A 13,972-nucleotide genomic window follows, 5' to 3' on the forward strand; every position below is an offset into this window, starting at 1 on the left:
GGATTGTCTTCGGGGTGGTCGGAGCGCGCGGTCGGCCAGCCGCGCGGCGGGGAGAAAGTCCTGGTGGGCGCAGTACTTGTGGCGGCCGGGGCGCGGTCGGGCCGGGGTCCGGGACGCGCCCGCCGCGGTGATCGAGGGCGGTCCGTGCGGATCACAGCGGCCATCACCGGCTTCCGTGAACGGGTCTGACAGTGGCTCAGGGGGCGTCGTCCGGCACGGATGCGGCGGCGGGTGACGTCAACCCGCGTACGTGTCCGTCACCGTATACGGACGCGCGGCGCCGGGGCGGTCGCCTCGGGATTCACCTTGATCCTGTTTCCGTGACGTAAAACAAAAACATGATCGGGTGATCGCTGCCCGGAGAGGTTCGTTGGCCGGAGCGCAGAACCATTTCTCCCCCTCCGGTTCTGCGCATCCATCAACTCGCCTCATCATTAAGGCACTTCCCTGCAAGCAGCCACCATTCGCACCAGGCTCCCGAGGATCCTGGTCCTGGCCCTCGCCGTCCTGCTGACGCTGCTGGGCGTCGCGGCCACAGAGCAGGTCTCCGTCTGTCGCAACGCCTCCGCCACCGCGGCCGACGCCCGGCTGGAGATCACACTGCAGGGCCTGATCCACGAACTTTGGAACGAACGCGGTCTCGCCACCGGACAGGTGGGCGGCGTCAAGGAGTTCGCGGGCAAGCTGCCCGCGCGGCGCAAGGCCACCGACACCGCCCGCGACCGGCTCGACCAGGCGCTCCGGGGCCGTGATGACAACGCGGCCGGCTCGGTGCGCGAGTCCCTCGGACGGCTCGGCGTGACGTGCCGGTGCTGGAGTGCGATGCGCGGGAGCGGGGGGCGGTGCGGGATGTGCTGGGGGCGTTGATGGACCGGGTGATCGGGGTGAGGTCCCGACCCAGGAGGAGGGTGATGGCTGCACGCTGGTCGCCGTGGGGGCGCGGGTCGGGTGGCGAGTGCTGGTTGTGTGTGGTTGCTCGCGCAGTTCCCCGCGCCCCTTAGGGGCGCGGGGAAGCGGCGTCGGTTTTCGAGGGGAGGGGATGCGTGTGAAGGCGAAGGGAGAACGTGAAGAGTCCCCGCCGGCCGCGGGGCGTGCAGGGGGTCAGCTCAACAGGAGGAGGACCACACGCGACCGAAGTCGATGTGGGAGCGCTTGACCAGCCACTGCTGTGGATGCATGGGCCAAGTGGAACAGGTCTCCGGTTTTCCGTCAACTGACCTGAGACGCGCTGCTCACACTCTGGACACCCTTGACAGTGAGGGGAAACGGCACCGTAGAGTCGACGGACGGCCCTGCTGAGGGGCTCGGCCGTAAGAGCGCCGTACTCCGGCGTTCCGTGTGAAGGCACCCGCACCCCCGTGTGCGCGTCCACCGTGTTCGATTGATCCGCCACGGAGCCTTCGCATGTCTTCCGAGACCCTTGCCAGAACCGCCACCGTTTCCGTCCCCTGCATACCCGGGCCCGAGGCCGCCCGATGAGGCCCCAGCTGGTGATCGTGGGAGCCGGGCCGCGGGGGACCGGACTCCTGGAGCGGATCGCCGCCAACGCGCCCGAGCTGTACGCCGGTTCGGGCCTCGACATCCATCTGGTCGACCCGTATCCGCCGGGCGCCGGGCGCATCTGGCGGGCCGCCCAGTCGCCGCTGCTGTGGATGAACTCGCACGCCGAGGACGTCACCATGTTCACGGACGAGTCGGTGCGGATGGCCGGGCCGGTGCGCGAGGGCCCCACCCTGCACGAGTGGGCGGGCCTGGACGGCCGTACCTTCGCCGACCGGCAGATCCAGGGCCGCTATCTGCGCCACGTCTACGACCGCGCCCTCGCCGACCTGCCGGACGGCATCACCGTCCACCACCACCCGCGCCGGGCCCTGCGGGTCAGCGGGCCGCGCGAGGGCCGCCAGCAGGTCTGGCTGGAGGACCGGCCGCGCCCGCTCCTCGCCGACCTCGTCGTCCTCGCCCTCGGCCACCTGGACGCCGAACTCGACCCGGAACAGGCCGCGTTGGCCGAATACGCCGACGCGCACGGTCTGGTCCACCTGCCGCCCGACTTCACCGCCGACAGCGACCTGTCCGCACTGCGGCCCGGCGAACCGGTGCTCGTGCGGGGGTTCGGGCTCGCCTTCGTCGACCTGATGGTGCTGCTCACCGAGGGGCGGGGCGGACGCTACGACGGCGACACCTACGTGCCGTCCGGGCAGGAGCCGGTGCTGTACGTCGGGTCGCGGCGCGGCGTGCCGTACCACACGAAGATCGGGTACGACTGGACCGGCGAACGCCCGCCGCTGCCCCGCTTCCTCGGCCCCGGCGAGATCGACGGACTGCTCGCCCGGCCCGGGGGCTTCGACTTCCGGCGGGACGTGTGGCCGCTGGTGGCGAAGGAGCTGGGCTTCGCCCACTACCACCGGCTGTTCACCGTCCATCCCGAGCGGACGGCCGTCGCCTGGCGGGACTTCGAGGAGAAGTACGCCGCCGCCGAGGGCGAGGCGGAAGTGCGGGCGCTGGTGGCGGCCGCCGTACCGGATCCGGCCGACCGGCTCGACCTCGCGGCGCTGGACCACCCGCTGGACGGGGTGCGGTACGGGTCGCACGAGGAGTTCCAGGACGGGCTGCGCGGCTACGTCGAGGCGGACCTGGAGCGCCGGCACGATCCCGCGTACAGCCCCGACCTGGCGGTGTTCCTCGGCCTGCTCTCCGTCTACGGGCAGTTGGTGCGGCTCGGCGACATCGGGTCCTGGTGGCACGGGTTCTTCAGCTACCTGGCCTCCGGGCCGCCCGGCCCCCGGCTGCGGCAGATGCTCGCGCTGTCCCGGGCCGGGGTGCTGCGGTTCGTCGGCGCCGGGATGACGGTGACGGCGGCGGACGGGGTGTTCCGGGCGTCCGCCGACACCGTGCCCGGGTTCGCCGTGGAGGCGCGGGCCCTGGTCGAGGCGCGGCTGCCCGAACCCACCGTGGGCCGCGCCCGGAACCCGCTGCTGCGCGGGCTGCCCGCCGACGAGGCCGCCGAGACGGCCGACGGGCTGCTCAGGGTGGACCCCGCCGACGGGCGGATCCTCGACGGGGGCGGGCGGCCGCATCCCCGGCGGTTCGCGCTCGGGCCGTTCACGAACGGCCGTACGCCCGGTGCGTTCACCCGGCCGCGCACCGGAGGGCCCGCGTTCCGGCAGAACGACGCCACGGCGCGCGCGGCCCTCGCCTTCCTGGCCGACCTGGCGGGAGTCGTGTCATGAGCGAACGTCACGGTCGGCGTCCGGCTGTCTCACAGGCTGTCCTACAGGGAGGTTCGTGGTGGTGACCGGCTCGTACGGCCGGGGGCTGCTGCATCTGGCCGCCGCCGTGGATCAGGTCGGCGTGTTCGACGCGGAGCGCTACCTCGAGCTGGTGCGGCTCGCCGAGAGCGGGGGACTGGACTTCGTGACGCTCGACGACCGGGTCGGGTGGCCGGAGACCGACGCGCTCACCGTGCTGGCGCAGGTGGCCCCGGCCACCCGGCGGATCGGGCTGGTGCCGGTGACGACCGCCCCCCAGGCCGCCGTCGCCCACCTCGACCGGGTCAGCCGGGGCCGGGCCGGCCGGTGGAGCGAGGCCCCCGGACCCGCGCCGGAGCAGCCGGTCCGGGTGGCCGACGCCACCGAGCCCGCCGCCCGGCAGGCCGTCGCCCGGTACGCCGACGTCGCCCTGGTGCGGGCCGCGAGCTCCGCGCAGGCCGCTGCCGTACGGGAGGAACTGCGGCAGCAGGCGAAGGAGTTCGGGCGGGAGCCGGAGGCCCTGCGGGTGCTGGTGAGTCTCGTGGTGGATCTGGGCGACGGGGAGCGCGCCGCCGAGCCGGGGCACGGTGGCGGCGGGCCCCGGCAGACCGTGCAGGGGCCGCTGTACCGGGGCGGTCCGGTGGATCTGGCGGAGCTGGTCACCGGCTGGCACGGTGAGGGTGCCACCGACGGCTTCCACCTGGTCCCCGCCGAACCGCGTCGCGACCTGGAGCGGCTGGTCAACGGCACCGTGGCGCTCCTCCAGCACCGCGGTCTGTTCCGCACCTTCTACCCGGGCAGCACCCTGCGCGAGCACCTGGGCCTCGCCCGGCCCGCCGGGCAACTCGCGGCGCCTTGAAATACCTTGCGCATATGAGAGACATGACATGAATGACGACGAAAGCCATGGAAGGGCTGATCGCATGAACGCGGACGCGGCCGGGGACTGGAAGCGCTGGCACGAACACCGCGAGGAGTCGGTGTCGGCGCCGTACGGGCCGCTCGCGCTGGTCGGCAGCTACTGGATCGAGGACCACCCGGACGGGCGGCTCCCGGACGTCCCCGGAACCTGGGCCGTCGACGGGGACGGCGTCCGGCTCACCGCGGCGGCCGCCGACGGCCTGGCCCTGGACGGCGAGCCCTTCGCCGGTGAGGTCCGGCTCGCCGCCGACCCCGAGCCGTCGGCCCGGGTCACGCTCGGCGAGCGCCGGCTGGTCGTCCTGGTCCGCGAGGGCATATGGGGCGTACGGGAGTACGACCCGGCCGCCGGGACCCGCCAGGCCTTCCGGGGCATCGACGCCACCCCGTACGAGCCGCGCTGGTCGGTGCCGGGACGCTTCACGCCGTACGACGACGACCCGCGCACCGTCCGCGTCGGCACCGCCGACGGAGTGGAGCGCGCACTCGTGCTCGCCGGGGAACTCGGCTTCACCGTGGCCGGCCGCGACCTGACGCTCCAGGTCGCCGAGCAGGCCGACGGCCGGCTGTGGGCGGTGTTCGCCGACACCACCAGCGGAGCCGGCAGCTTCCGGTTCAGGTTCCTCTATTCGGCCGCCCCGGCCGCCGACGGCTCCACCACCGTCGACTTCAACCGGGCGCAGCTGCCGCAGTGCGCCTTCGCGGACCACTTCATCTGCCCGTTCCCGCCGCCGGGCAACACGCTGGACCTCGCGGTCGAGGCGGGGGAGCGGAACCTCGCCTGAGGCATTCGACGGACATTCGACAGGGCGTCAACTCGCCCGGACCGCGACAGGATCACACAAAGTCGGCATGGTTCGAACAAGGTCGCGCGGCCGAAAGGCACCCTTGCGGGTACCGGTCGTTCAACCGAATACTCCCCCTCAGCGCTTGTCAGGGGCATTGCGTGTCCGAAATCCGGGCACCACCCACTGGCTGCGCCTCACGGGCCCCGACCCCACGCGGGCCCCCGACTTCCCCTGGGAGGGAACGAAAAGTGAGGATCAAGCGCACGACCCCCCGCAGCGGTATCACGAGACGGACCCGGCTGATCGCCGTGGGCACCGGTTTCCTGGCCGCGGCGGCGCTCGCCGTCCCCACCGCGAGCGCGAGTGACACCCACACCTTCAGCACCACCGAGCTGAAGGCTGTGAACAGCTCCGTCCTGAAGGCGGACGTCCCCGGCACCGCCTGGGCCGTCGACAGCAAGACCAACCGTGTCGTCGTCACCGTCGACTCCACGGTCTCCAACGCCGAGATCGCCAAGATCAAGCGGCAGGCGGGCGTCAACTCCGGCGCGCTCACCATCAAGCACACCCCCGGCACCTTCAAGAAGCTGATCACCGGCGGCGACGCCATCTACGGCGGCGCCTACCGCTGCTCGCTCGGCTTCAACGTGCACAGCGGGAGCACGTACTACTTCCTGACCGCCGGGCACTGCGGTGAGGTGGCCTCGACCTGGTACAGCAACTCCGGCCACACCACGGTCCTGGGCACGAACGTCAGCTACAGCTTCCCCGGCAACGACTTCGCGCTGGTGAAGTACACCAACAGCTCGATCGCGCACCCGAGCGCGGTCGGCAGCCAGACCATCTCCAGCGCGGCCACGCCCAGCGTCGGAACGACGGTGTACCGCCGCGGTTCGACCACCGGCACGCACAGCGGCCGGGTCACCGCGCTCAACGCCACCGTCAACTACGGCAGCGGTGACATCGTCTACGGCCTGATCCAGACCACGGTCTGCGCCGAGGGCGGCGACAGCGGCGGCCCGCTCTACGGCGGTTCCGTCGCCTACGGTCTGACCTCCGGCGGCAGCGGCGACTGCACCTCCGGCGGTACGACCTTCTTCCAGCCGGTCACCGAGGCACTGAGCTACTACGGCGTGAGCGTCGGCTGACGATCCTCCCGGACCGGTTCTCCCGGTGGGCCCCCGTACGCAACCGGCGTGCGGGGGCTCCCTTTTGACGGGGTGCCGGAGTTACCGTCGAAGGACCATTGGAGTCACCCCCTGGGGGTCGGCATGGTCGAGGCGTTGGTGGCGGCCGGAGCCGCTCTCGTGTCCGTCGGAGCGGTCTACGCCCTGGCCGCGGCACGGGTCGTCAGACAGTACGAGCGGGGCGTGGTGTTCCGCCTCGGCCGACTGCGACCGGAGGTGCGCGAGCCCGGGTTCACCATGATCGTCCCGTTCGTGGACCGGCTCCAGAAGGTCAACATGCAGATCGTCACGATGCCCGTGCCCGCGCAGGAGGGCATCACCCGGGACAACGTGACCGTACGCGTCGACGCCGTCGTCTACTTCAAGGTGACCGCGCCCGCCGAGGCGGTCGTCCGGGTCGAGGACTACCGGTTCGCGGTCTCGCAGATGGCGCAGACCTCACTCCGCTCCATCATCGGCAAGAGCGAGCTGGACGACCTGCTGTCCAACCGGGAAAAGCTCAACCAGGGCCTGGAGCTGATGATCGACAGCCCGGCCGTGGAGTGGGGCGTCACCATCGACCGGGTCGAGATCAAGGACGTCTCGCTGCCCGAGACCATGAAGCGGTCCATGGCCCGGCAGGCCGAGGCCGACCGGGAGCGCCGGGCCCGCGTCATCAACGCCGACGCCGAACTGCAGGCCTCCAAGAAGCTGGCGGAGGCCGCCAAGGAGATGTCGGAGCAGCCCGCCGCGCTCCAGCTGCGGCTGCTGCAGACGGTGGTGGCGGTCGCCGCCGAGAAGAACTCGACGCTGGTGCTGCCGTTCCCGGTGGAGCTGCTGAGATTCCTGGAGCGGGCCCAGCAGCAACTGCCCCCTGCGGGCGGGGCCGATGGTGCCGCCGGGGCGGCAGGGGCGGATTCCGGCCAGGGATAGCGGAGGCCGGCCGGGCGCGGACGTCACTGTCCGCCGTACCTTCCTCGCACGTGGTGTTTGCAGTGCGAATCCTCCTGGGGTGACGGGCGACTGTGAAGGGTGCGCACACGGGGGGCGCACAACATCCGCGCACGCGAGACCTGAAGTCGACCTTGTGTGCTCCCTGTGGGGCTCGGAATAGTGGGCGGCCGTCAACCAGCCTTCCGGCCCTCGAGGTCCCCACAACCTTGCGGGCCGACCCCCCACAGGAGGACATGAGTTGAAGCACCGACGCATACCCCGGCGCCGGGCGGCGCTCGCCGGCGCGGGTGTCGCCGCGCTCGTCGCCGCCGGAGTGACCTTCCAGAGTGCGAACGCGAGCGAACCCGCCAAGGCCGCCGCCGTACCGCAGATCCTGTCCGCCCCGGCGGCCGGAAAGCTCGCCTCGACGCTCGCCGCCGACCTCGGCACCGACGCGGCGGGCACCTACTACGACGCCCGGTCGAAGAACCTCGTCGTCAATGTGCTCGACGACACCGCCGCCAAGGCCGTCGAGGCGGCCGGGGCCAAGGCGAGACTCGTCGCCAACTCCCTCGCCGAACTCGAGGGCGCACGCACCACCCTGAAGCAGGACGCGAGCATCCCCGGCACTTCGTGGGCGACCGACCCGGTCGGCAACAAGGTCGTCGTCACCGCCGACAGGACGGTCACCGGGGCCGAGCTGGCCAAACTCACCAAGGTCGTCGACGGGCTCGGCGAGAAGGTCGAACTCCGGCAGTCGAAGGGGGAGTTCAAGCCCTTCATCGCCGGCGGCGACGCGATCAGCGGGTCGGGCGGGCGCTGCTCGCTCGGCTTCAACGTGGTCAAGGACGGCGAGCCCTACTTCCTGACCGCCGGGCACTGCACCGAGGCCATCTCCACCTGGTCGGACTCCTCCGGCAACGTGATCGGCCAGAACGCCCAGTCCAGCTTCCCCGGCAACGACTTCGGCCTGGTCAAGTACACCTCGGACGTGGACCACCCGAGCGAGGTCGACCTCTACAACGGCTCCGCCCAGCAGATCACCGGCGCGGCCGAGGCCACCGTCGGCATGAAGGTGACCCGCAGCGGCTCCACCACCCAGGTCCACGACGGCACGGTCACCGGCCTCAACGCCACCGTGAACTACTCCGAGGGCACGGTGAGCGGACTCATCCAGACCGACGTGTGCGCCGAGCCCGGCGACAGCGGCGGCTCGCTCTTCTCGGGCAGCAACGCGATCGGCCTGACCTCGGGCGGCAGTGGCGACTGCACCTCCGGCGGCGAGACGTTCTTCCAGCCGGTGACGGAGGCACTGTCGGCTACGGGGGCCCAGATCGGCTGACGGCTCCGGCACCCGGTCGAGCCGGTGGGACCCTCAGGCTCACACCTGGGGGTCCCACCGGCTCGGGAGGGCCGGCCTGCGCCGGGCAACTCGCCTGCGTGCCGGACGGTTTCCTCGCTGACGCGAGCCGTCGTCAGCCGGCGGAGCTCCCGGTGAGGTCGACGGAGACCAGGACCGGTTCCTCGAGGGCAGGAGAAGACCCGGTCCAGTTCATCGCCGGCGGATGGCTCCCGGGGCCGCCGTCCGAGGTGAGCGGGGTCGTGGGGAGCGTCCGGCTGCGAGCCGCTGGGGGCACCCCCTACGGGGAGGGGGTATCGGACCCCGCGTCTGCGGCATGATCCGCCGGGCAGCCCGTAGTGGTCCAGGGCGGTTTCGGGATCGGGTGTCCGGAGGCCTCGGCGGGCCGACGTCATCGCCCGAGGGGCGAGGCCGATCTGACGGCCGGCCCTCTGCTGTCAGCGAATCCGCACGGCCGGGCGGTGACCCGGTGCTTGTGTGTCGGTATGGAGATCCTGGTTCTGGGCGGAACGGCATGGGTGGCTCGGGAGCTGTCGCGGCAGGCGCTCGAACGCGGCCATCGGGTGACCTGCCTCGCGCGTGGCGAGAGCGGAGAGGTCGCGGACGGAGCGACACTGGTCGCCGCCGACCGGCGCGCCCCGTCGGCGTACGAGCCCCTGCTCGACCGCGTATGGGACGCGGTCGTCGAGGTGTCATGGCAGCCGGGCTTCGTCCGTGGAGCGCTCGACGCGCTGGGCAGCAAGGCCGGGCACTGGGTGTACGTCTCGTCCGGCAACGCCTACGCCTCCCACGCCACGCCGGGAGCGGACGAGTCCGCGGCCCTGCTCGCCCCGACCGACCGCAGCGAGGTCGACCGCGAGTTGTACGGCGAGGCGAAGGTCGCCTGCGAGCAGGCGTCGACGGCCGCTGTGGGCGACCGCCTCCTCATCGCGCGAGCCGGGCTCATCGGCGGTCCGGGTGATCACAGCGGGCGCTCCGGCTACTGGGTCGCCCGCGCCGCACGCGATCCGCGAGGGCCGATGCTGGTCCCCGACACACCGGCCATGCCCACCCAGGTGGTCGACGTGCGGGACCTCACCTCCTGGCTGCTCGACTCCGCGGAGACGGGAACCACCGGCACGTACGACGCCGTCGGCCCGGTCGTTCCGTTCGAAGAGTGGATCGAGTTGTCCCGCGCCGTCGGCGGGCACACCGGTCCGGTGGTCACCGCCGAACCGGCGTGGCTGCTCGCCAACGGCGTGGCCCAGTACATGGGGTCCGAATCGCTGGCGATGTGGCTGGTCGAGCCGGGCTGGGAAGGGTGGTCGGCCCGGGACGGGTCCTCGGCGCGCGCCGCGGGGCTGCGTCACCGGCCCCCGGCGGAGACCCTGGCCGACACGCTGCGCTGGGAGCGCGAGCAGGGGCTGGACCGGGAAAGGCGCGCAGGCCTCAGCGCGCGGCGCGAGCGCGAGTTGCTCGACGCCCTCGCCTGACGGCGCTGGACCGGTCTCGCGCACCCGGGCGCCTGTACGGGCGCCTTCCGTCCCGGCTTCCCGACCTCGTGGCGGGCCCGGCCGCGAACCGGTAGGGCCACCACGTGATCATCGGGGGTTGCGTGGACTCCTGAAGATCGTGCGGTGGCCACAGACCACAGCGTGGACCCTGCCCGCCGGCGGGCCATGTCCGACCAGCTCATGGCCCGAATCACGGGCCGGTCCCGGCGAACGGACCCCGGCCCGATACGGCGTTTGCTGCGCCGCGCCCGCTGGGGCACCGATGCGGTCCGCGACGAGGCACGCGCCTACGCCGCCGAACACCGTCGGCACGCGCCGACCCTTGACGGGTCGCGGCTGTGCCGAGATGGACGCCGCCCGTCCCGAATCGCTGAATCACCCCCGCGTGAGGCGTGCCGCGGGGGTGTTCTCCTCCAACTGCTCCGCCCGGCCGGGGAGCTGACGGTGCGGGGTCTTTCCGGATGTCGTTCACCCTCCCAAAGAATCGCCGATGTGTTCGAATGCGGGTCGCTGACCGGGGCTGATGGGGTTAGAGTAATCGAACGAGCGTACGATGAACATATCGGGCTTATGGTCGAAAAGGGGTGGAGTGATGGAGGTGCGGCATGACGGGCTTCGCCCATCTGCACGTCGCGTCCGGTTACTCCGCCCGCTACGGCGCCTCCCATCCCGAGCAGCTCGTCCAGCGGGCGGCCGAGCGGGGCATGTCCGCGCTCGCGCTCACCGACCGGGACACGGTCACCGGAGCTGTTCGATTCGCGCAGGCCTGCATGAAGGACGGGGTCAAGCCGGTCTTCGGCATCGATCTGGCGGTGCGGGCCATCGCGCCTCCGCCGCCCGCCCAACACCGTCGCACCCCGGCGCGCGGCGGCGCGCACGTGATCGAGCCGCCGCTGCGGTTCGTGCTGCTCGCCCAGGACCGGGCGGGCTGGGCCCGGCTGTGCCGGATCACGTCGGCCGCCCATGTCGGGGCCGTGTCCGGTGTGCCGCCGGTGGTGCCGTGGGAGGCGCTGCGCGAGTACGGCGGCCCCGGTCTGACCGTGCTGCTGGGGCCGCTCTCGGAGCCGGTGCGGGCGCTGTCGGTGGGCCGGGAGGACGTCGCGGTGAAGCTGCTGGCGCCCTGGCAGGAGATCTTCGGGAGGGATGTTCGATTGGAAGCCGTCGCGCAGAAACGTTCCGGCACAGGTCCGGGATCCCTGCGCCTGGCCGCCCGCACCCTGGCGCTGGCCGACCGCACCGGCACCACCGCCGTACTCTCCAACGCGGTCCGCTACGCCGACCCCGACCAGCACCGCCTCGCCGACGTCCTGGACGCCGCCCGGCTGCTGCGGCCGATCGACCGGCGCCGCCTGGACAGCGGACAGCGCTGGCTCAGGGACGAGAGGGGGATGGCGGCCGTCGCCCGCATGATCACCGACTGCGCCGGAACGGACGCCCGCCGGGCCCACCGGCTGATGGCGGACACCGTCGCCACCGCGGACGCGTGCACCGTCGACCCGAAGGCCGACCTCGGCCTCGGCACCCCGCACCTTCCCGAACCGGCGCTCTTCGGCGCCGAGCCCGCAGCCGGCGGCGCGGCCCGGCTGCTCCGCCAGCGCAGCGAGGCCGGCCTGGCCCGCCGCGGCCTCGACCGTGACCGGGAGGCGCTCGCCCGGCTGGACGAGGAGCTCGCCGTCATCTCCCACTGGAACTACGACGCGTACTTCCTCGCCGTCGGACAGGTCGTCGCCGACATCCGGGCCAAGGGCATCCGGGTGGCGGCCCGCGGTTCCGGCGCCGGCTCGCTGGTCTGCCATGCCCTGGACATCGCCACCGCCAACCCGCTCGACCACAGCCTGCTGTTCGAACGCTTCCTCAGCAGGCGCCGGGAGTCGCTGCCCGACATCGACATCGACGTGGAGTCCGCCCGCCGCCTGGAGTGCTACGACACGATCTTCGAACGCTTCGGCAAGGAACGCGTCGCGGTCACCGCCATGCCGGAGACCTACCGCGCCCGCCGCGCCCTGCGGGACACCGGCCTCGCCCTCGGCATCCCGCCCGCCGACGTCGACCGGATCGCCAAGAGCTTCCCGCACCTGCGCGCCTGCGACATCACCGGTGCGCTCGCCGAACTGCCCGAACTGCGGCAGCTGGCGACGGAGATGGATCGCTACGGCCCGCTGTGGGAGCTGGCCGAGGGGCTGGACTCCCTGGTCCACGGCATGGCCATGCACCCCTGCGGCGTGGTCATCAGCGACGCCACCCTCCTGGACCGGCTGCCGGTGCAGCCCACCCCGCAGGGCGACTACCCCATGGCCATGGCCGCGAAGGAGGAGATCGAAGCGCTGGGCAACATCAAACTGGACGTCCTGGGTGTCCGGATGCAGTCCGCGATGGCCCACGCGGTCGCGGAGATCGAACGGACCACCGGCAACCACATCGACCTGGACAACCCCCGGCAGGTGCCGCTCGACGACGTCTTCGCCTTCAAGCTCATCCAGGCCAGTCAGACCCTGGGCCTGTTCCAGCTGGAGTCGCCCGGCCAGCAGGACCTGCTGTCCCGGCTCCAGCCCCGCGACGTCCAGGACGTCATCGCCGACATCAGCCTCTTCCGTCCCGGCCCGGTCGCCGGTGGCATGCCCGAGCGGTACATCGCCGCCCGGCACGGCGGCGCCCCCTCCTACGCCCACCCCGACCTGGAGCCGGTGCTCGCCGACACCTACGGCGTGACCATCTGGCACGAGCAGATCATCGAGACACTGCGGGTGCTGACCGGCTGCGACCGGGCCTTCGGGGAGATCACCCGGCGGGCGCTCGGCGACAAGGAGCAACTGCCCAGGATCAGGGACTGGTTCCACGAGCGGGCCCGCGCGCGTGGCTACAGCGCGGCCGTGCGGGACGAGGTGTGGAAGACGGTCGAGGCCTTCGGGGCGTACGGCTTCTGCCGCGCGCACGCGGTCGCCTTCGCCGTGCCGGCGCTGCAGAGTGCCTGGCTCAAGGCGCACTACCCGGCGTTCCTGCTGGCCGGTCTCCTCGAACACGACCCCGGGATGTGGCCCAAGCGCGTCCTGGTCGCCGACGCCCGCCGCGGCGGCGTCCCCGTCCTGCCCGTCGACGTCAACAGCTCCCGGGTGCGGCACACCGTGGAGAAGGTCGACGGAGACCGGTGGGGTGTGCGGCTGGCGCTGTCGGCGGTGCGCGGCATCAGTGAGGAGGAGGGTGCCCGGATCGAGGCGGGGCAGCCGTACGGATCGCTGTCGGACTTCTGGCAGCGGGCCCGTCCCAGCAGACCGGTCGCCGAGCGCCTCGCCGAGATCGGCGCGCTCACCTGTCTGCACGACGGCCGCCTCACGCGCCGTGACCTGCTGCTCCAGATCGCCGAACTCCATCGCCAGTCCCGCAACCGGACCGCGGGCTCAGGTCAACTGCCCATCGACGCGGGCGCGGTCGGCGGGGCGGAGCCGAGCGGCCTGCCGGAGATGACCGGCCGGGAGGCCCTCAGCGCCGAGCTGAACACCCTCGGCATCGACGTCTCCCGGCACCTGATGGAGCACCACCACCGGCTGCTCCGTGAGATCGGCGCGACCGACGCGGCCCACCTGGCCGCCCTGCGCGCCGGTCAGCAGGTCCTCGTGGCCGGGGTGCGGGCCTCCACCCAGACCCCGCCGATCGCGAGCGGCAGGCGGATCATCTTCGTCACCCTGGAGGACGGGTCAGGCCTGGTCGACCTGGCCTTCTTCGAGGACTCCCACCCGGCCTGCGCGCACACCGTGTTCCACAGCGGGCTGCTCCTGGTCCGCGGCACGGTCCAGGTGCGCGGCACCCGTCGTACCGTCGTCGGGACGATGGCCTGGGACCTGGACGAGATCGCCGCCGCCCGCCGTGACAACGGTCCCGAGGCGGCCCTGGCCCTGCTCGGCCGGAGCCGTCCGCATCCGACCCCCGCCCAGCCGCGGCGCACCCTGGCCGACGGCACCGCCGGCGCACGGCTGCATCCGTACGCCGACCTCCAACCGGCCGGCACCCGCTCGGCCGACCTGAAGAAGTTCGGCCACCGAAGCCCTGGGAGCGCGGGATGAGCGGGATG

General features: G+C 72.3%; 9 protein-coding genes. All 9 read left to right on the forward strand.

What is annotated here, in order from left to right:
* The first annotated feature begins 654 nt into the window (after positions 1-654).
* Positions 655-867 (forward strand): hypothetical protein, encoded by a 213-nt coding sequence (locus ACFY0P_RS40850; protein WP_388925542.1) that lies wholly within the window; start codon positions 655-657, stop codon positions 865-867.
* 608 nt (positions 868-1,475) lie between these two features.
* Positions 1,476-3,230 carry an FAD/NAD(P)-binding protein gene (locus ACFY0P_RS40855; protein WP_388925544.1) on the forward strand — a complete coding sequence of 585 codons (1,755 nt, stop codon included), beginning with the start codon at positions 1,476-1,478 and terminating at the stop codon, positions 3,228-3,230.
* 61 nt (positions 3,231-3,291) lie between these two features.
* Positions 3,292-4,107: an LLM class flavin-dependent oxidoreductase gene (locus ACFY0P_RS40860; RefSeq protein ID WP_388925887.1), complete on the forward strand. Its 816-nt coding sequence runs from the start codon at positions 3,292-3,294 to the stop codon at positions 4,105-4,107.
* A gap of 64 nt (positions 4,108-4,171) precedes the next feature.
* Positions 4,172-4,951, forward strand: a complete 780-nt coding sequence (locus ACFY0P_RS40865; protein ID WP_388925547.1) for a DUF1684 domain-containing protein — start codon at positions 4,172-4,174, stop codon at positions 4,949-4,951.
* Positions 4,952-5,202: 251 nt separating this feature from the next.
* Positions 5,203-6,102: a S1 family peptidase gene (locus ACFY0P_RS40870; protein ID WP_388925550.1), complete on the forward strand. Its 900-nt coding sequence runs from the start codon at positions 5,203-5,205 to the stop codon at positions 6,100-6,102.
* Between the two features lie 123 nt (positions 6,103-6,225).
* Positions 6,226-7,053, forward strand: a complete 828-nt coding sequence (locus tag ACFY0P_RS40875; protein WP_388925553.1) for a slipin family protein — start codon at positions 6,226-6,228, stop codon at positions 7,051-7,053.
* Between the two features lie 259 nt (positions 7,054-7,312).
* Positions 7,313-8,395 (forward strand): S1 family peptidase, encoded by a 1,083-nt coding sequence (locus ACFY0P_RS40880; RefSeq protein ID WP_388925556.1) that lies wholly within the window; start codon positions 7,313-7,315, stop codon positions 8,393-8,395.
* 503 nt (positions 8,396-8,898) lie between these two features.
* Complete coding sequence (locus tag ACFY0P_RS40885) at positions 8,899-9,885, forward strand: NAD-dependent epimerase/dehydratase family protein (RefSeq protein ID WP_388925559.1); 987 nt, start codon at positions 8,899-8,901, stop codon at positions 9,883-9,885.
* Between the two features lie 626 nt (positions 9,886-10,511).
* The gene (locus ACFY0P_RS40890) at positions 10,512-13,964 is read left to right on the forward strand and encodes a DNA polymerase III subunit alpha (RefSeq protein ID WP_388925562.1); all 3,453 of its coding nucleotides are present in this window, start codon (positions 10,512-10,514) and stop codon (positions 13,962-13,964) included.
* Positions 13,965-13,972 lie beyond the last annotated feature (8 nt).

It is taken from the genome of Streptomyces sp. NPDC001714, assembly GCF_042892755.1.
Taxonomy (GTDB): Bacteria; Actinomycetota; Actinomycetes; order Streptomycetales; family Streptomycetaceae; genus Streptomyces.

Bases quoted from the DNA above. Each gene is read 5' to 3' on its own strand.
- ACFY0P_RS40875 (WP_388925553.1), top strand. From the start codon at position 6,226: ATGGTCGAGGCGTTGGTGGCGGCCGGAGCCGCTCTCGTGTCCGTCGGA.
- ACFY0P_RS40865 (WP_388925547.1), top strand. From the start codon at position 4,172: ATGAACGCGGACGCGGCCGGGGACTGGAAGCGCTGGCACGAACACCGC.
- ACFY0P_RS40890 (WP_388925562.1), top strand. From the start codon at position 10,512: ATGACGGGCTTCGCCCATCTGCACGTCGCGTCCGGTTACTCCGCCCGC.
- ACFY0P_RS40885 (WP_388925559.1), top strand. From the start codon at position 8,899: ATGGAGATCCTGGTTCTGGGCGGAACGGCATGGGTGGCTCGGGAGCTG.
- ACFY0P_RS40855 (WP_388925544.1), top strand. From the start codon at position 1,476: ATGAGGCCCCAGCTGGTGATCGTGGGAGCCGGGCCGCGGGGGACCGGA.